The sequence below is a fragment of the Rhodococcus sp. NFXS4 genome (assembly GCF_058139645.1).
This window is the reverse complement of the sequence record NZ_CP192221.1, coordinates 2,364,823-2,382,348: the sequence shown is the minus strand read 5'-3', so window position 1 is coordinate 2,382,348 and position 17,526 is coordinate 2,364,823. Positions and strand designations below refer to the sequence as shown.

General features: G+C 68.5%; 15 protein-coding genes. 8 read left to right on the top strand and 7 right to left on the bottom strand.

All coding sequences use genetic code 11. The annotated features are described in order from the left end of the window. Positions 1–531 (top strand): NUDIX hydrolase, encoded by a 531-nt coding sequence (locus J4E04_RS11165; RefSeq protein WP_490148620.1) that lies wholly within the window; start codon positions 1–3, stop codon positions 529–531. Here the strand turns inward: J4E04_RS11165 and arc are convergent. Together arc and J4E04_RS11155 are read right to left on the bottom strand one after the other, a co-directional pair. Then, positions 519–2,312: a proteasome ATPase gene (arc, locus tag J4E04_RS11160; RefSeq protein ID WP_490148619.1), complete on the bottom strand. Its 1,794-nt coding sequence runs from the start codon at positions 2,310–2,312 to the stop codon at positions 519–521. The genes J4E04_RS11165 and arc overlap by 13 nt on opposite strands. Before the next feature lie 138 nt (positions 2,313–2,450). Then, complete coding sequence (locus J4E04_RS11155) at positions 2,451–3,332, bottom strand: tRNA (adenine-N1)-methyltransferase (RefSeq protein ID WP_027505353.1); 882 nt, start codon at positions 3,330–3,332, stop codon at positions 2,451–2,453. Between the two features lie 128 nt (positions 3,333–3,460). Here J4E04_RS11155 and J4E04_RS11150 point away from each other — a divergent pair, with 128 nt between their 5' ends. Then, complete coding sequence (locus tag J4E04_RS11150) at positions 3,461–4,336, top strand: RecB family exonuclease (protein WP_373428291.1); 876 nt, start codon at positions 3,461–3,463, stop codon at positions 4,334–4,336. After that, positions 4,333–5,136, top strand: coding sequence for a thioesterase family protein (locus J4E04_RS11145; protein ID WP_490148618.1), 804 nt, complete (start codon positions 4,333–4,335; stop codon positions 5,134–5,136). Before J4E04_RS11150 ends, J4E04_RS11145 begins: the two co-directional genes overlap by 4 nt. A gap of 15 nt (positions 5,137–5,151) precedes the next feature. Here J4E04_RS11145 and J4E04_RS11140 read toward each other — a convergent pair whose 3' ends face one another. The 5 genes from J4E04_RS11140 to metH all read right to left on the bottom strand — a co-directional run bounded on the left by J4E04_RS11140 (position 5,152) and on the right by metH (position 12,070). Continuing rightward, positions 5,152–6,534 carry an FAD-binding oxidoreductase gene (locus tag J4E04_RS11140; protein ID WP_490148617.1) on the bottom strand — a complete coding sequence of 461 codons (1,383 nt, stop codon included), beginning with the start codon at positions 6,532–6,534 and terminating at the stop codon, positions 5,152–5,154. 95 nt (positions 6,535–6,629) lie between these two features. Beyond that, positions 6,630–7,481 carry an ATP phosphoribosyltransferase gene (gene hisG / locus J4E04_RS11135; protein WP_027505349.1) on the bottom strand — a complete coding sequence of 284 codons (852 nt, stop codon included), beginning with the start codon at positions 7,479–7,481 and terminating at the stop codon, positions 6,630–6,632. Positions 7,482–7,536: 55 nt separating this feature from the next. After that, positions 7,537–7,818, bottom strand: coding sequence for a phosphoribosyl-ATP diphosphatase (locus tag J4E04_RS11130; protein WP_197027761.1), 282 nt, complete (start codon positions 7,816–7,818; stop codon positions 7,537–7,539). A gap of 21 nt (positions 7,819–7,839) precedes the next feature. Next, positions 7,840–8,508: an HAD family hydrolase gene (locus tag J4E04_RS11125; protein WP_490148616.1), complete on the bottom strand. Its 669-nt coding sequence runs from the start codon at positions 8,506–8,508 to the stop codon at positions 7,840–7,842. Further along, positions 8,501–12,070, bottom strand: a complete 3,570-nt coding sequence (gene metH, locus J4E04_RS11120; RefSeq protein ID WP_307092998.1) for a methionine synthase — start codon at positions 12,068–12,070, stop codon at positions 8,501–8,503. Before metH ends, J4E04_RS11125 begins: the two co-directional genes overlap by 8 nt. 189 nt (positions 12,071–12,259) lie before the next feature. Between metH and J4E04_RS11115 the strand changes: the two genes are divergently transcribed. The 5 genes from J4E04_RS11115 (at position 12,260) to J4E04_RS11095 (ending at position 17,514) form a co-directional block, all read left to right on the top strand. Beyond that, entirely contained in the window at positions 12,260–13,126 is an 867-nt protein-coding gene (locus J4E04_RS11115) for a PAC2 family protein (RefSeq protein ID WP_197027772.1), read from the top strand. Positions 13,127–13,142: 16 nt separating this feature from the next. Continuing rightward, positions 13,143–14,276, top strand: a complete 1,134-nt coding sequence (locus J4E04_RS11110; RefSeq protein WP_027505344.1) for an MFS transporter — start codon at positions 13,143–13,145, stop codon at positions 14,274–14,276. Between the two features lie 90 nt (positions 14,277–14,366). Continuing rightward, entirely contained in the window at positions 14,367–14,714 is a 348-nt protein-coding gene (locus J4E04_RS11105) for a hypothetical protein (RefSeq protein WP_042572487.1), read from the top strand. Next, positions 14,714–17,200, top strand: a complete 2,487-nt coding sequence (gene nirB, locus J4E04_RS11100; protein ID WP_490148615.1) for a nitrite reductase large subunit NirB — start codon at positions 14,714–14,716, stop codon at positions 17,198–17,200. Before J4E04_RS11105 ends, nirB begins: the two co-directional genes overlap by 1 nt. Further along, positions 17,197–17,514: a Rieske (2Fe-2S) protein gene (locus tag J4E04_RS11095; protein WP_056444601.1), complete on the top strand. Its 318-nt coding sequence runs from the start codon at positions 17,197–17,199 to the stop codon at positions 17,512–17,514. The genes nirB and J4E04_RS11095 overlap by 4 nt, the downstream gene beginning before the upstream one ends. Positions 17,515–17,526: the final 12 nt, after the last annotated feature.

The following is a 17,526-nucleotide window of genomic DNA, read 5'->3' as shown; positions in this document are numbered from 1 at the left end:
ATGCCTGACGACGAGATCGTGGCCGTGTACGACGAGCGTGGCCACGTGGTGGGCGAAGCGCCGCGCACCGAGGTGTACGAGCGCGGCCTGTGGCACGCGAGTGCCGGCGTGCTGGTGCGATCCACCGACGGGTCACGCGTGTACGTCCACCGCCGCACGACGACCAAGTCGGTGTTCGCGGGGATGCACGACGTTCTGGCCGGTGGGGTCGTCGATGCCGGGGAAAACCCTCGACAGACCGCCTCGCGAGAACTCGCCGAGGAACTCGGCGTCGTAGCGGACGTGACGGGCGACCCGGTGGTCGGCCGCTGGACGGGACGATCCGGCGCTGCGACGGTGCGCTGCCACCTGTTCGCGTACGAGGTGCGTCACGACGGACCGATGCACCACCAGCCTTCCGAGATCGCGGACGGCTGGTGGTGGTCGGACGTCGAGGTGCTGACACACCTGGACGATCCCGCGTGGCCCTTCGTTCCGGACACCCGCGTGATCGTCTCGGCGCTGCTACAGGTGGGCGGTCAGAGGTACTGACCCGTGTTCGACTCGGTGTCGATCGAGCGGCTCGCACTGGCGTTCTTACCGGTGACGAGCGTGCGGATGTAGACGATCCGCTCACCCTTCTTGCCCGAGATGCGCGCCCAGTCATCGGGATTGGTGGTGTTGGGCAGATCTTCGTTCTCGGCGAACTCGTCGACGATGGAGTCGAAGAGGTGTCCGACGCGCAGACCCGGTGTCCCGGTGTCGAGCACCGACTTGATGGCGTACTTCTTCGCGCGGTCGACGATGTTCTGGATCATCGCGCCCGAGTTGAAGTCCTTGAAGTACAGGACCTCCTTGTCACCGTTGGCATAGGTGACCTCGAGGAATCGGTTGTCGTCGCTCTCGGCGTACATGCGCTCGACGACGCGTTCGATCATGCCGCGGATGCAGGCGGCGCGATCGCCGCCGAACTCCGCGAGATCGTCGGCGTTGACGGGCAGCGAGTCGTCGAGATACTTCGAGAAGATGTCGAGCGCGGACTCGGCGTCCGGCCGCTCGATCTTGATCTTCACGTCCAGACGGCCCGGGCGCAGAATGGCCGGGTCGATCATGTCCTCGCGGTTGGACGCACCGATCACGATGACGTTCTCGAGGCCCTCGACACCGTCGATCTCGGCCAGCAGTTGAGGAACGACGGTGGTCTCCACGTCGGACGAGACGCCCGACCCACGGGTACGGAAGATGGAGTCCATCTCGTCGAAGAACACGATGACGGGAGTGCCCTCGGACGCCTTCTCGCGAGCCCGCTGGAAGATCAACCGGATGTGGCGCTCGGTCTCACCGACGAACTTGTTGAGCAGCTCGGGGCCCTTGATGTTGAGGAAGTAGGACTTCGCGTCGCGTGCGTCCTGCCCCCGTGCCTCGGCGATCTTCTTCGCCAGTGAGTTGGCGACCGCCTTGGCGATGAGTGTCTTGCCGCAGCCGGGAGGCCCGTAGAGCAACACACCCTTGGGCGGGCGCAGCGAGTACTCACGGAACAGATCCTTGTGCAGGAAGGGCAGTTCCACGGCGTCGCGGATCTGCTCGATCTGCCGCCCGAGGCCGCCGATGTCCTCGTAGCCGACGTCGGGGACCTCCTCGAGCACGAGGTCCTCGACCTCGGCCTTGGGAATGCGCTCGAACGCGTAGCCGGCCTTGGTGTCGACCAGCAACGAGTCGCCGGGGCGCAGGCGGCGCGACGGCCCGTCCGGATCCTCCGGTGCCTCGTCGTCGGCCATCTCCTGCAGCGGAGTCGCCAACCACACGACACGTTCCTCGTCGGCGTGGCCGACGACGAGGGCGCGCTTGCCGTCCTCGAGGATCTCGCGAAGGGAGCTGATCTCGCCGACGCGTTCGAATTCACACGCCTCGACGATGGTGAGGGCCTCGTTCAGACGCACGGTCTGGCCGGGCCGGAGTGCGGTGGCGTCGACGTTCGGCGAGCACGTCAGGCGCATCTTGCGGCCCGAGGTGAACACGTCCACCGTCGCGTCGGCGTAGGTGTGCACCAGGACGCCGTAACCGCTGGGCGGTGCGCCGAGCCGGTCGACCTCCTCGCGCAGGGCGATGAGCTGCTGGCGCGCCTCCTTGAGCGTCTCCATCAGCTTCGTGTTGCGCGTGGAGAGCGAGTCGACCCGCGACTCGAGATCACGCACGTCGGTGTTACGGGTGTCCGCCGACGGCGCACCCCCACGGGAAGCGTCGAGTTGTCGGCGCAGGACGGTGGCCTCGGCTCGCAGGGCATCGAGTTCGGCCAGGACTGCGGACTGGTCCGGGTTGTCTGTAGGGCTCATGCAGGACTCCTCCCAAAGCGATTTCTCAACGCTACCGGGCGAAACGCAAACGTGTGTGACGACCGTGGTCAGACACTGTCACCGACCACCGACAGACAGCGGACGAACGGCACACGGTCGGTGCATGAACCCCCGGTGTCAGGCGGGTTCGGTGGGGGTCTTGCCGGCCCGTCGCTGCGGTTTCGGGGTGACGGTGCCCTCGGCCAGACGACGCGCACTGACCAGGAACGCGGTGTGCCCCTGCATGCGGTGCTCGGGTCGCACTGCCAGCCCGACGACGTGCCACCCGCGCACGATCGACTCCCACGACCGCGGCTCGGTCCAGCACTCCTGCGCACGCAGGGCCTCGACGACCTTGGACAACTGCGTGACGGTGGCCACGTAGACGATCAGCACGCCGCCCGGAACCAGCGCACCGGCGACGGCGTCGAGTGCGTCCCACGGCGCCAGCATGTCCAGCACCACCCGGTCGACCATGCCCTCGTGACGCGCGACGTCGAACGCGGCGACGTCGTCGATCACCAGGTCCCAGTTCTCCGGCCGCTCGCCGAAGAAGGTCTCCACGTTGCGCACCGCGTGCACGGCGTGGTCCTCGCGCACCTCGTAGGAGATGACGCGCCCCTGCGGACCGACGGCACGCAGCAGCGAACACGTCAGGGCGCCGGAACCGGCGCCGGCCTCGAGCACGCGGGCACCCGGGAAGACGTCGCCCTCGTGCACGATCTGAGCGGCGTCCTTGGGGTAGATGACCTGCGCGCCGCGCGGCATCGACAGCACGTAGTCGACGAGGAGCGGGCGCAGAGCGAGATACGGGGTGCCGTTCGTCGACTTCACGACGCTGCCCTCGTCGACACCGATCAGATCGTCGTGGCGGATCCCGCCGCGGTGGGTGTGGAATTCCTTGGCCGCGTCGAGCACCACCGTGTAGTGCCGCCCCTTGGCATCGGTGAGCTGCACGCGATCACCGACGCGGAACGGTCCGCTCGCGCGCGCAGACGTGTCGGTGTCGGTCGGTTCCACGGGTGGTCCTCTTTCCGGTGCACTCTGGTCCCGCCCACGATGCGGGGCGCTCTCGGGGCGCGACGCGCCCCGGGGAACTGTAGGGCAGATACCGGATCGTGTCGGTGAGCGGGCATAGTGTCGGCGCCGTGAGCATCTCGACCGAAGACCCCGTCGTCACCGACGTCGCCGCGGCGGCACCCGACCGTCCTCGCCGTCGTCCCGCGTTGTCGCCCTCGCGCGCAGCGGATTACAAGCAGTGCCCTCTGCTCTACCGGTTCCGGGCCATCGACCGCCTGCCCGCACCGCCGTCGAAGGCGCAGTTGCGCGGCACCCTCGTGCACTCCGCCCTCGAGTCGCTCTACGCGTTGCCCGCGGCGGACCGGGTCTCGACGCGGGCCGGCACCCTCGTGCGGGAGGAATGGGACGCCATGGTCGTGTCGCACGAGTACGCGGCCGATCTCGTCGAGGAGCACGAGCGCGAGAAGTTCGTCGCCGAGGCGCAGTCGCTCGTGGCGTCCTACTACTCGCTCGAGGACCCCACACGGTTCGACCCCGAGTCGTGCGAGCAGCTCGTCGAGACCGAACTGGACGACGGCGTGCTGTTGCGCGGCTACATCGACCGCATCGACGTCGCGCCCACTGGGCAGCTGCGCGTCGTCGACTACAAGACGGGCAAGGCGCCGCGCGAGATCGCCGAGGCCAAGGCGTTGTTCCAGATGAAGTTCTACGCGGTGGTGCTGATGCGCACGCGCGGCATCGTTCCCGCGCAGCTGCGCCTGCTGTTCCTGAAGGACAGCCAAATTCTCACCTACGCCCCGGACGAGGACGAGCTCCGCCGGTTCGAACGGACGCTGTCCGCCATCTGGACGGCCATCCGGTCCGCCGGCGAGACGGGCGACTTCCGCCCCAAGCCCGGAAAGCTGTGTGGGTGGTGCGACTTCCAGGCCCTGTGCCCGTCCTTCGGCGGCACTCCGCCCGAGTACCCGGGGTGGCCGAGCGAGCCGACGGAGGTCACGGCGTGAGCGAGGATGCACTCTTCGTCCGTGTCGAGGGAACCGATCGCTATCGCGCCACGCGGCTCACCACGAGTGTGTGGGCGGAGAGCATGCAACACGGCGCTCCCCCGTCGGCGCTGCTCGCGCGAGCACTGGAGCAGTGTTCGCCGGTGCCGGGCACCCGGCTCGCGCGGGTGACGATGGAGATCCTCGGGCCGGTGCCCGTCGGACAACTCACCGTGCAGGCCCGTGTGGAACGCCCCGGTCGCCGGGTGGCCATGCTGTCGGCCGACCTCGTCGCGGATCTGCCCGACGGGTCGACCAGGGCGGTCGCGCGTGCCACGGCCTGGCGCGTGGCGATGACCGACACCTCGGCGGCCGGACAGACTCTCGATCCACCGCTGGTGCCCGGTCCGGACGAGTCCGAGGCCGGGTGGGCATTTCCGGACCACTGGCACGGCGGGTTCCTCGACAGTCTCGAGTTCCGGGGCGCCCGCCCGGTGACGGCGTCGGAGCCCGGCCGGGTGTGGGCACGTCCGAGGTATCCCGTGGTGGCCGGCGAGCAGACGTCGCCGATCGTCGGACTGTTCGCCGTGGCGGACATCGCCAACGGCGTCGCGGCGTTTCTCGATCCGACGGAGTGGACGTTCCTCAACACCGATCTGACGGTGCAGATCGTGCGCGAACCCGTCGGCGAATGGGTGGGTGTGCAGGCCCGCACCGCGATCGGCGACGACGGCATCGGGCTGTGCACCTCGACGTTGTACGACGCGACGGGGTCGGTGGGCCGCACGTTCCAGACACTCGAGGTGCGCGCTCGCCCCTGACGTCTCCACACCGGATCAGCCGAGCCGGACCACCTGTCCGACGCGGAAGATCCCCGCGGGATCGTGCTGTTCGGCCAGGGCTCCGAGCCAGGCCCGGGTGTCCTCGTCGTAGACCCGTGCGAGGTGAGCGGGGTCGTCGGACGCCGCGAAGTTGGGCAACGCGCCACCGGTCGACCACGGTGCCAGAGCCTCCACGACTGCCTCGCCGTGCGCGATCACCGCATCGGCGACGGGAGGCGCCAGCACTCCGATGCACAGGAGGCTGTAGGCGGCCTCGCGATGGCAGTACACGTCGGGATGCGGTCCCGGCCGGCCGAGAGCGCCGCCGAGCAGCCTCAGCTCCACGATCACCTGCGGTGAACTCGACGCGGGGCCGGTCATGACCAACACGGTCGCTGCCGCCTCCTCGTCGAACACGCGGAGCATCGTCGTGGCCTCACGTGTCGGCATCGGATCCACCGGGTCTGCATGCACCGACCCCACCGCCGCGTACGGAATGGTCGTGACCGTGTCGATGACGGTCGGGGCCGCAGCGCGCATCGGTGCGAGAACGTCGGCTGCGATCCCCGGCTCCGCGACCGATGCGAAACGCACCGCGACCACGAACTTCCCGGCCAACGGTTCCGGCACGCCGGGCAGCGGTGGAAGCTGGAGGAACGCGAGCGAGGTGTTGTGCTCCTCGGTCAGCGTGGCGCTCCACACCCGCCACGCCTCGAGTACCGCCGCCGCGTGCCGGCCGTCGTAATACAGTGCGCCCGCGTAGAACTCGGCGATCGGCAGCAGCTCCGTCTCGACCGCGGTGACGATGCCGAGTGTCGACTTGCCCCCACACAGGCCGCGGAAGAGATCGGCGTCGCTGTCCGGTGTCACCCGGCGCAGTGTGCCGTCGCCCGTGACGAGATCGAACGCGCGTACACGACTCGACGAGACCCCGTACGTCCGAGCCACCGGCCCGATTCCCCCACCGGTCAGAAATCCCGTGACGCCGGTGTTCGGCGACGACCCACACAGCGGCGCCGATCCGGACGGCGCGCCGGCGTCGAGAACCTGCTGCCACCGGACCCCGGCGCCGAGTCGGGCGACGCGCGTGTCGGGGTGGATCGTCAGTTCGTCGAGATCACCGGTGAGGACCAGAATCGTGTCCGGACCGATGCGCACCGCCCCGTGTCCGGTGGCCTGTACGGCCACGCGAAGCCCGGCCTCGCGCGCTGCCCGCACGGTGGCGGCGACGTCGTCCGCGGTGGCGGCCGCGACGACTGCCACCGGATCGACGGGGACAGCGACGTTCCACGGCACCGACCGCTCGTATCCGGGCTCCCCCGGACGCGACAGTGTTCCGGTGAGTGCAGCGGCGAGCGAGACCAGCAGGTCGGGGCTCGCAGAATCGACGACGGTCATGACGGATCCTCTCGACGACGCGACTCTAGCGACGAGAGGAGACTGGTCGGTACCGATCAGGAACTACTGGGACCGATCACAACGGAGCGGACGCGTCAGAATGCGCGGCACGACCGGATGTCGGACGCGAGAATCGCCTTGGCGCCGAGCTCGGCGAGCTCGTCCATCACGGCGTTGTGTCCCTTGCGCGGAACCATGGCACGAATGGCCACCCACGCCTCGTCCGCGAGCGGGGACAGCGTCGGCGACTCGAGGCCGGGCGTGATCTTGACGGCGTCGTCGAGGATGCTGCGCGGGCAGTCGTAGTCGAGCATCAGGTACTGCTGGGCGAAGACGACGCCCTGGACACGCGCGATGAGCTGGTTGCGCGCCTTGTCGTCGACTGGCGAGCCCGCCTGCTCGATGAGCACGCCCTCCGAGTCGCACAGGGATTCACCGAACGCCACCAGGTTGTGTTGGCGCAGTGTGCGTCCCGAGCCCACGACGTCGGCGATCGCATCGGCGACACCCAACTGGATGGAGATCTCGACGGCTCCGTCCAGACGGATCACGGTGGCCTCGAGGCCCCGCGCCGCGAGGTCCCGGCGGACCAGGTTGGGGTACGACGTGGCGATGCGGAGCCCGGCCAGATCGTTCGGGGTCCACTCCTTGCCGGCCGGCGCGGCGTAGCGGAAGGTGCTGTTGCCGAATCCGAGTGCGAGCCGCTCGGTCACGGGTGCGCCCGAATCGAGCGACAGATCCCGGCCGGTGATGCCGAGATCGAGCTCACCCGAGCCCACGTAGATGGCGATGTCCTTGGGACGGAGGAAGAAGAACTCGACGTTGTTGGCGTTGTCGAGCACGGTGAGATCGCGGGAATCGGCGCGGCGGCGATAACCCGCCTCGCTCAGAATCTCTCCGGCGAGCTCGGACAGGGAACCTTTGTTGGGGACGGCGACGCGAAGCATGGTGGGACTCCTGGGGTGCGGGAAGATCGGTGGCGGTGGAAGTGGGTCGGTCCGCTCACAGATGTCGGTAGACATCCTCGAGGGAGAGGTTCTTCCCGACCATCAACACCTGGATCCAGTACAGGAGCTGCGAGATCTCCTCCGCCAGCGCCTCGTCCGTCTCGTGCTCCGCGGCGATCCACACCTCCCCGGCCTCCTCGAGGATCTTCTTGCCCTGCTGATGCACACCCGCGTCCAACGCGGCGACGGTGCCCGAGCCCTCGGGCCTGGTGGCAGCGCGGTCGGTGAGCTCGGCGAACAGGGACTCGAAGTTCTTCACGGGTGATGATTGTTCCACGACGCGGCCCGCGGACCGCTATCAGTGTCCCCCGGCGCGCGCAGACCGGAGATCGTCGAGGGTGAGCCCCTCGAGGGTGGTGCGGAACGTACGGCCCGGTCCGCTGGGCACCTGCACCTCGGAGGGCACCACGACGACGGCGCATCCCGCCGAGACGGCGGACTCGGTTCCCGTGGGCGAATCCTCGACGGCGACGCACGACGCCGTGTCGACACCGAGCAGCGCTGCGCCCCGGCGGTACGGATCGGGAGCGGGCTTCGCGTGCGTCACCTCGTCGCCGCACACGGTCGCGCCGAAGTGGTGACGGCCCAGCGTCTCGAGCGCGATCTCCGTCAGCATGCGCTCGGTGTTGGTGACGAGGGCACACCCCAGACCGGCCGACTGCACCAGATCCAGCACCGCCTCCGCACCCGGACGCCACGGCAGACCACCCGCGAACAGCTCGACCACACGGCCGTTGAGCCAGGCAGCGGACTCCGCCAGGTTCTCCGGCGACGCCTCCCGTCCCACGTGCGCGTAGACCTTCGCCAGCGCACCCATCATCGAGTTGCCCAGAGTCGACTCCCGCACCTCCGGAGTGAGCTCGCGCCCGAGTGACTCGGACAGCTCGTACACCGCGATATCCCACAGGCGCTCCGAGTCCAACAGCGTCCCGTCCATGTCGAACAAGACGGCCTGGAGCTCAGACATTGAAGTACTTCGCCTCCGGGTGGTGCAGCACGAACGCATCCGTCGACTGCTCGGGGTGCAACTGCAACTCGTCGGACAGATCCACCCCTATGCGCTGGGGTTCGAGCATCGCGACGAGCTTGATGCGGTCCTCCAGATCGGGGCACGCGCCGTACCCGAACGAGTACCGGGCACCGCGGTACTCGAGCTTGAAGTACCCCTCCACGTCGGACGGATCCTGATCCACGAGGGAGCGGCCGCTGGGCAGCACCAGTTCCTCGCGGACGCGGCGATGCCAGTACTCCGCGAGCGCCTCGGTGAGCTGCACGCCGATGCCGTGCACCTCGAGGTAGTCGCGGTACGCATCCGCCTTGAAGAGCTCGTTGGCGAAGTCGGCGATGGGCTGACCCATCGTCACCAGGTTCATCGGCAGGACGTCGACCACCCCCGTCTCACGGGCGAGGTCTCGCGACCGCACGAAGTCCGCGATGCAGAGGAACCTGCCGCGGTCCTGGCGCGGGAACGTGAACCGGAAGCGCTCCGCCGCATCGGGTTCCGGGGACTCGAGAACCACCACGTCGTCACCCTCGGACACTGTCGGGAAGTACCCGTACACCAGTGCCGCGTGCGCGAGGATGCCGTCGGTGCTGAGGCGGTCGAGCCAGTACCGCAGGCGCGGACGGCCCTCGGTCTCCACCAGGTCCTCGTAGGACGGGCCCTCACCGGCGCGTGCGCCGCGCAGACCCCACTGACCGAGGAACAGGGCACGCTCGTCGAGAAGCCCCGAGTACTCGGACAGCGAGATGCCCTTGACGATCCTGCTGCCCCAGAACGGGGGCGCCGGAAGCTCCTTCTCGACGGAGACGTCGGAGCGCTCGGGAACGACGACCGGTGTCTCCGCGGCCTTGCGCTTCTCGGCGATGCGCCGGGACCGCTCGTGCCGCTCCTTGCGCTCCGCGGTCTTCTGCTGAGCGGCGAGCGCCTCCTCGCTGTCGGGAGCCGGCGCCACACCGCGTTTGGTGTTCATGATCGTGTCCATCAGGCGCAGGCCCTCGAACGCGTCACGCGCGTACGACACCTCACCCTCGTAGACCTCGGCGAGATCGTTCTCGACATAGGACCGGGTGAGCGCTGCGCCACCGAGCATGACGGGGAACTTCTCGGCGACGCCCTTGGCGTTGAGCTCGAGCAGGTTCTCCTTCATGACCACCGTGGACTTCACCAGCAGACCGGACATGCCGATGACGTCGGCACGCTTGTCCACCGCGGCGTCGAGAATCGCCGAGATGGGCTGCTTGATACCGAGATTGACCACCTCGTAGCCATTGTTGCTCAGGATGATGTCGACGAGGTTCTTGCCGATGTCGTGGACGTCGCCCTTGACGGTGGCGAGCACGATGCGGCCCTTGCCGTCCTCGTCGGACGCCTCCATGTGCGGCTCGAGGTGTGCCACAGCGGCTTTCATCACCTCGGCGGACTGCAGCACGAACGGAAGCTGCATCTGCCCGGACCCGAACAGCTCACCGACGGTCTTCATGCCGGACAGCAGCGTCTCGTTGATGATCGCGAGCGGCGGCTTCTCCTGCATCGCCTCGTCGAGATCGTCTCCCAGCCCGGCACGCTCACCGTCGACGATGCGGCGCTCGAGGCGATCGAACAAGGGAAGGCCGGCCAGTTCCTGCGCCCGCGACTCGCGTGCGGACGCCGCGGAGACGCCTTCGAACAGCGCCATGAGCGCCTGCAACGGGTCGTAGCCCTCGCGGCGACGGTCGTACACGAGGTCGAGCGCGACCTGGCGCTGCTCCTCGGGGATACGCGCCATGGGGAGGATCTTCGACGCGTGGACGATGGCCGTGTCGAGCCCGGCCTCCGTGCACTCGTGCAGGAAGACCGAGTTGAGCACCTGCCTCGCAGCAGGATTGAGGCCGAACGAGATGTTCGAGATACCCAGGGTGAAGTGCACCTCGGGATGACTCTCGTGCAGTCGACGGATGGCCTCGATGGTCTCGATGCCGTCCCGCCGGACCTCTTCCTGGCCCGTCGAGATGGGGAACGTCAGGGTGTCGAGGATGATGTCCGATTCCGGAAGACCCCAGTTGTCGCGGATGTCGGCGATGAGCCGCTCCGCGATGCGGATCTTCCAGTCCGCCGTCCGGGCCTGACCCTCCTCGTCGATCGTCAGCGCGACGACCGCCGCTCCGTGACGCTTGACCAGCGTCATGATGCGCTGGAAGCGCGAGTCGGGCCCGTCGCCGTCCTCGTAGTTGACGGAGTTGACCGCGCTGCGCCCACCGAGGTGCTCGAGCCCGGCCTCCAGGACTGCGGGCTCGGTGGAGTCGAGCATGATCGGCAGCGTCGAGGAGGTGGCCAGGCGCGAGGCCAGAGCCGACATGTCGGCAGCACCGTCGCGGCCGACGTAGTCGACGTTGAGATCGAGCATGTGCGCGCCGTCGCGCGTCTGGTCCTTCGCGATGTCGAGGCACTTCTGGTAGTCCTCGGCCAGCATCGCGTCACGGAACGCCTTCGAACCGTTGGAGTTGGTGCGTTCGCCGATCATGAGGATGCTGGCGTCCTGCTCGAACGGCACCGCTGCGTAGAGAGACGAGACACCCTTCTCGGGCTTCGGGTCCCGCACTCCGCGGCGCGCGTCGTGCACCGCGTCGGCGACCTGGCGGATGTGCTCCGGGGTGGTTCCACAGCAGCCACCCACCAGGGAGAGGCCGAACTCGGTGACGAAGCCGCTGAGCGCCTCGGCCAGCTCGTCGGGACCGAGCGGGTACTCGGCACCCTTGGGGCCGAGCTGCGGCAGGCCGGCGTTGGGCATGACCGAGACCGGCACGGTGGCATGCCTGCTGAGGTGACGCAGGTGCTCGCTCATCTCGGCGGGGCCCGTGGCGCAGTTGAGGCCGATCAGGTCGACCCCGAGCGGCTCGATCGCGGTCAGTGCCGCGCCGATCTCGCTGCCCAGCAACATCGTGCCGGTGGTCTCGACCGTCACGTGCGTGATGATCGGGATGCGGATGCCCAGCTGCTCCATCGCGGCCTGACTGCCGAGGATGGCGGCCTTCACCTGGAGCAGGTCCTGGCACGTCTCGATCAGGACGGCGTCGGCGCCGCCGTCGATCATTCCCAGCGCAGCTTCGGCGTAGGCGTCGCGCAGCGCCCGGAACGGGGCGTGGCCGAGGGTGGGCAGTTTGGTGCCCGGCCCCATGGACCCGAGCACGAAGCGGCCCATGCCGTCTCGCCCGGTACCCATCTCGTCGGCGACCTCGCGGGCCAGGATCGTTCCCTTGTACGACAGCTCGCGGATGCGGTCCGAGATGTCGTAGTCGGCGAGGTTGGGGAGGTTGCACCCGAAGGTGTTGGTCTCGACGGCGTCCGCGCCCGCCTCGAAGTACTCCCGGTGGATCTGACGGAGCACGTCGGGACGCGTGTCGTTGAGGATCTCGTTACAGCCTTCGAGGCCGCGGAAATCGTCCAGCGTCAGGTCTGCGGCCTGCAGCATCGTTCCCATGGCACCGTCGCCGATGACAACACGCTGGGACAGCGCATCGAGCAGGCGTGATCGGAATTCGACAGGCATGCCCCCAAGCGTAGTGGTCTGTCCCGACAGCTCTGGTCGTAGGCTGGGCGGGTGAGTGCGCCAGAAACGCCCGAGGGCGATCTCCCCGTGGTCCAGGACCCCCCGACAGACCTCGCCGCCGGCGTCGCTGCCGAGCTGGTGGCCGGTGTCGGAGCGGACGATCAGGACTCCGCGACGGACGAGTCCGAGCTGGACGAGATCCTGCCGACCCTGCGCAGCCCGATTCTCGTCGCGGCGTTCGAGGGATGGAACGACGCGGGCGACGCCGCGAGCGGCGCGGTGGAGCATCTCGAACTGATCTGGGACGCGACGCCCCTGGCCGAGCTCGACTCCGAGGACTACTACGACTACCAGGTCAACCGCCCGACGGTCCGACAGGTGGACGGTGTGACGCGCGAGATCGAGTGGCCGTCGACGAGGTTGTCGGTGTGTTCGCCTCCCGGCAGCGACCGCGACGTCGTGCTGCTGCGCGGTATCGAGCCCAACATGCGGTGGCGGAGCTTCTGCGACGACCTGCTCGAGTTCATCGACCAGCTCGGGGTCGAGACGGTCGTGATTCTCGGCGCACTGCTTGCCGACACGCCCCACACCCGGCCCGTTCCCGTGACCGGCACCGCGTACAGCACCGAGTCGGCGGAGCAGTTCAACCTCGAGCAGACCCGGTACGAGGGCCCGACCGGCATCACCGGTGTTCTGCAGGACGAGTGCGTCAAAGCGGGGATTCCGGCAGTGTCCCTGTGGGCGGCGGTCCCGCACTACGTGTCCCAGCCGCCGAACCCCAAGGCCACCGTCGCCCTGCTCCAGCGTGTCGAGGACGTCCTCGACATCGAGGTGCCGCTCGGCGAGCTGCCGTCCCAGGCGGAGGACTGGGAGGAGTCGGTCACCGAGATGACCAAGGACGACGACGAGATCGCCGAGTACGTCCGCACCCTCGAGGAGCGCGGCGACGCCGAGGTCGACATGTCCGAGGCCGTCTCCAAGGTGGACGGCGATGCGCTGGCCGCCGAGTTCGAGCGCTACCTGCGCCGACGCGGGCCGGGCAGCTTCGGGCTGTGACGCGCGCTCGTCACCGGTGAGCGCACGACTCGCACGGCTCCGCATCGGCGCTCTGTACGCCGGTGGCTTCCTCGGCCCGTTCGGCGGCGGAGTGGTGTCCTCGATGCTGCCCGAGATGGGCGCGGATCTGGGGGTGTCCACCGGGTCGGCGGCATCGACTCTCAGCGCGTACCTGTTTCCGTTCGCTCTGGCCATGCTGGTGTCGGGCACTCTCGGCGCGCGATGGGGCCGGGTGCGCACCGTGCGCCTCGCCTACCTGCTCTACGTCGTCTCCTCGCTCCTGTGTGCGGTCGCGCCCACGCTCGACCTGTTGCTGGGTGCGCGCGCGCTGCAGGGCATCGGCAATTCCTTCACGACGCCGCTGCTCCTCGCGTCACTGGCGGCCGTCACTCCCCGCGAGCGCCTCGGACGGGTGCTGGGTACCTTCGGCGCCCTGCAGGCGGCGGGTCAGACCAGTGCGCCGCTGGTCGGTGGCCTCGCCGCCGAGTTCGACTGGCGGTACGCGTTCGTCGTGCTGGCCGTCGTCGCCGCGATCCTCGGGCTGGTCGGGCTCCCCGCGGCCACCGCGCCGTCCACCCCCGGCGGTCGTCCCGAACGGTTGCGCGACGCTCTCACCGTCCCGGTCCTCCGCGTGGCAGTGGTCGCGCTCCTCGGCTGGGGCGCCCTCGGGGGACTCAACTTCCTCGTCGCCTTCCGCGCGGAGGACACGTTCGGTCTGTCCTCCACACAGCGCGGACTGCTGCTGACCGTGTTCGGGGTCGCCGGAATCCTGGTGGCGCGACGCGTCGGTGGACTGATCGACCGCATCGGGCCACGCCGAGCGATCGTGGGTGCCGCTCCTGTCGGCGCGGTCCTTATCGCCCTCGCCGGCACCATGCCCAGCCTGGTGGTCGTCGGCCTCGTCTGGGCGGCAGCGGGTGTCGCCAGCCAGTTCATCCTCGTCGGCGTCAACGCCGCTGTCCTCGGCTCGTCGGGGGCGAACCGCGGCGGCGCCGTGTCGGTCGTCCAGTCGTTCCGGTTCTCCGGGGCGGCCTTCGCTCCTCTCGCGCTCACCCCGCTGTACGGGGTGCACCCGACGTCGGCCTTCCTCATTCCCGCCGTCCTGCTGGCAGTGGTCGCGCCGCTGGTGATGACCGGGCGGAAGACCTGACACTGCGGCGGCCGCGCTCGAGAGTGAATGATGACGCCGCCGTAACACGGGCGCAGCAGTGCCGTCACCGCGTGCACGGACAGTCGTCCCATGGCCAGCACTCCGAAGTTCATCCAAGGCGTCTTTCCCTTCGTCGGGCACGGCCTGGGCAAGTCCGAGCTTCTCGACGCCGCCACGGCGTACACCGTTCCGTCGGGCCTGACCGCCCAGCCGCTCTACTTCCGCGGCGGTAACTCCTCCGACGAACTGGTCGTCGTCACGCTCACGCGCGACGGAGAGTCGATGCGCGTGTTCCCGATGGGCGCGAAGGCGAGCGTCAACGTTCCGCTGCGCGTCGTCGAGGACGTCGATCCCGACTCGGTTCTCGAGCTCACCGTCGCGGCGCCCGACGGCTGCAGCGGCGAGGTCGTCGTCGATTTCGGGATGATGATCTTCTGATGCCGGCTACAGGAGAACGGCAGCGCCTGCTCGTCGTCGGCAACGGAATGGCGGGGGCTCGCACCGTCGAGGAGATCCTCGGCCGCGACCGTGCGAAGTTCGACGTCACGATGATCGGCGACGAGCCGTACGGCAACTACAACCGCATCATGCTCTCGCACGTGCTCTCGGGCGAGTCGTCCATCGACGACGACGATCTGATGCTCAACCCGATGGCCTGGTACCGGGAGAACGGCGTCACCCTCCACGTCGGAGACCGGGCGGTGGCACTGGACCGCTTCGCCAAGAACGTGACGTGCGAGAGCGGACGCGTCGTCCCCTACGACACCGTGATCATCGCGACCGGGAGCACGACGTTCTTTCCCAACATGGACGGACTGCGTGAGGCCGACGGCAGACTGGCGCGCGGCGTCTTCGGTTTCCGGACGATCGAGGACACCAACGGCATGCTGCAGATGGCGTCCTCCCGCGACGGCATCCGCGCCGTCGTCATCGGTGGCGGACTGCTGGGCCTCGAAGCCGCCTACGGTCTGCGCACGCAGGGCATCGACGTGGACGTCGTGCACTCCCCCGGTCACCTGATGAACCAGCAGCTGGACGAACGTGGTGGACGCGTGCTGCGCAACAAGATCGAGGACCTCGGCGTCGGCGTGTACACGTCCAAGCGCACCACGGCGGTGCTGCGGGACGAGAGCGGTGCCGTCACCGGGGTCGCGTTCAACGACGGCTCCACCCTGCCCGCGGACATGATCGTCGTGACGGCCGGTATCCGCCCCAACGTCGACCTCGCGCGGCGGGCCGGACTGGTGATCGAGCGCGGCATCGTCGTCGACGATCAGATGCGGTGCGAGGACGAGGGAGCGATCCACGCAGTCGGAGAATGCTGCCAGCATCGCGGTGAGGTGTACGGCCTCGTGGCTCCCTTGTGGGAGCAGGCGTCGGTCCTGGCCGACGTGCTGACCGGTGCGAATCCGGCTGCGGCTTATCATGGTTCGCGACTGACGACGAAGCTCAAGGTCGCGGGCGTCGACGTTGCGGCGATGGGCGTCAAGGGTCCCGAGCGGGACACCGACGAGTTCGTGCAGTTCTACGAACCCCGCAGCGGCACCTACAAGTCGGTGGTCGTGCGCGACAACAAGCTGATCGGCGCGATGCTGCTGGGCGACATCAGCAAGGTGAGCTTCCTGACTCAGGCGTTCGACGAGAAGGTACCGCTTCCCGACGAGCGCATCAGCATGCTGTTCGACATGGGTACGCCGAGTACGGAGACCGGCGCCGCCGAACTGTCCGACGATGTCCAGGTGTGCAACTGCAACGGGGTCACGAAGGGCGACATCGTCGCCTGCGTGCACGGCGGGGCCACCACCGTCTCCGAGGTCGTGGGAAAGACCCGTGCGGGCAAGGGATGCGGATCCTGCAAGGGCCTGGTCGCCGACATCGTCGCCTGCGCCGCCGGTGGAGCGCTCGCGGTCGATCCCGCGGCGGACTGGTACGTCCCCTGTATCCCGATGTCCAAGCGCGAGCTGATCGAGGCCGTCCGCTCGCAGAACCTCCGGTCCGTCTCCGCAGTCTTCGATGCGTTGGCCGACGCCGAGGACGCGACCGCGAAGATGCCGCTGGCGTCGCTGCTGCGCGTGGTCTGGGGACCCGACTGGGTCGACGAGCGAGGCGCGCTGTTCATCAACGACCGCGTTCACGCCAACATCCAGCGAGACGGCACCTTCTCCGTCGTGCCGCAGATGAAGGGCGGCGTGACCACCCCGGACCAGTTGCGGCGCATCGCCGATGTGGCCGACAAGTACGGGGTCCCGATGGTCAAGGTCACCGGTGGGCAGCGCATCGATCTTCTCGGCATCAAGAAGGAGGACCTGCCGAAGGTGTGGGGCGATCTCGACATGCCGTCCGGGTACGCGTACGGCAAGAGCATGCGCACCGTGAAGACCTGTGTCGGAAGCGATTTCTGCCGTTTCGGACTCGGTGACTCCACCGCACTCGGCATCGCGATCGAGGAACGGTTCCAGGGTCTCGAAACTCCCGCAAAGCTCAAGCTGGCCGTGGCCGGATGCCCCCGCAACTGCTCCGAGGCGCTCTGCAAGGACTTCGGTGTGGTGGCCGTCGGCGACGGCCGCTGGGAGATCTACATCGGCGGCGCGGCCGGCGCACACATCCGCAAGGGCGACGTCCTCGCCACGGTCGACTCCCCCGAGGAGGTCCTGACCCTCGCGGGCCGATTCATCCAGTACTACCGCGAGGAGGCGAAGTGGCTCGAGCGGACCTACGCCTTCGTCCCGCGGGTCGGCCTCGAGACGTTGCAGCGACTGCTCGTCGACGACGCCGAGGGTCTCTGTGCAGGACTCGACGAGCGCATCCAGATATCCATCGACGGCTACACCGATCCGTGGAAGGAACGCGCGGCGCCGCGGTCACCGGCACAGTTCGCGCCCTCCCTCCCGCTTCTCCCGCTGCCTCAGGTGCCGGTTCGATGACGACGGCACAGGCGACCGTGGTGGGAACCGTCGACGATCTCACCCCCGGCGAGGGCCGGACCTACGTGGTCGACGGACGACAGATCGCCGTCTTCCTCCTGACCGACGGGACGGTCCGCGCCATGGACGCGGTGTGCCCCCATCGCGGCGGGCCGCTGGCGGACGGGCAGATCGACGGGGCCGTCGTCGTGTGTCCCCTGCACCAGTACCAGTTCTCCCTGGACACCGGCCGGTGCACCACCGACGGCATCGGAACGGTCGCGACCCACCGTGCCGACGTCGTCGACGGGCAGGTGGCTGTCCGACTGTCCTGACCGCCTACCCTG

Excerpts from the sequence above, each read along its gene's own strand:
- nirB (WP_490148615.1), top strand. The coding sequence starts at position 14,714 with ATGCCGGCTACAGGAGAACGGCAGCGCCTGCTCGTCGTCGGCAACGGA.
- J4E04_RS11165 (WP_490148620.1), top strand. The coding sequence starts at position 1 with ATGCCTGACGACGAGATCGTGGCCGTGTACGACGAGCGTGGCCACGTG.
- J4E04_RS11140 (WP_490148617.1), bottom strand. The coding sequence starts at position 6,534 with ATGACCGTCGTCGATTCTGCGAGCCCCGACCTGCTGGTCTCGCTCGCC.
- J4E04_RS11095 (WP_056444601.1), top strand. The coding sequence starts at position 17,197 with ATGACGACGGCACAGGCGACCGTGGTGGGAACCGTCGACGATCTCACC.
- J4E04_RS11125 (WP_490148616.1), bottom strand. The coding sequence starts at position 8,508 with ATGTCTGAGCTCCAGGCCGTCTTGTTCGACATGGACGGGACGCTGTTG.
- J4E04_RS11105 (WP_042572487.1), top strand. The coding sequence starts at position 14,367 with ATGGCCAGCACTCCGAAGTTCATCCAAGGCGTCTTTCCCTTCGTCGGG.
- metH (WP_307092998.1), bottom strand. The coding sequence starts at position 12,070 with ATGCCTGTCGAATTCCGATCACGCCTGCTCGATGCGCTGTCCCAGCGT.
- hisG (WP_027505349.1), bottom strand. The coding sequence starts at position 7,481 with ATGCTTCGCGTCGCCGTCCCCAACAAAGGTTCCCTGTCCGAGCTCGCC.
- arc (WP_490148619.1), bottom strand. The coding sequence starts at position 2,312 with ATGAGCCCTACAGACAACCCGGACCAGTCCGCAGTCCTGGCCGAACTC.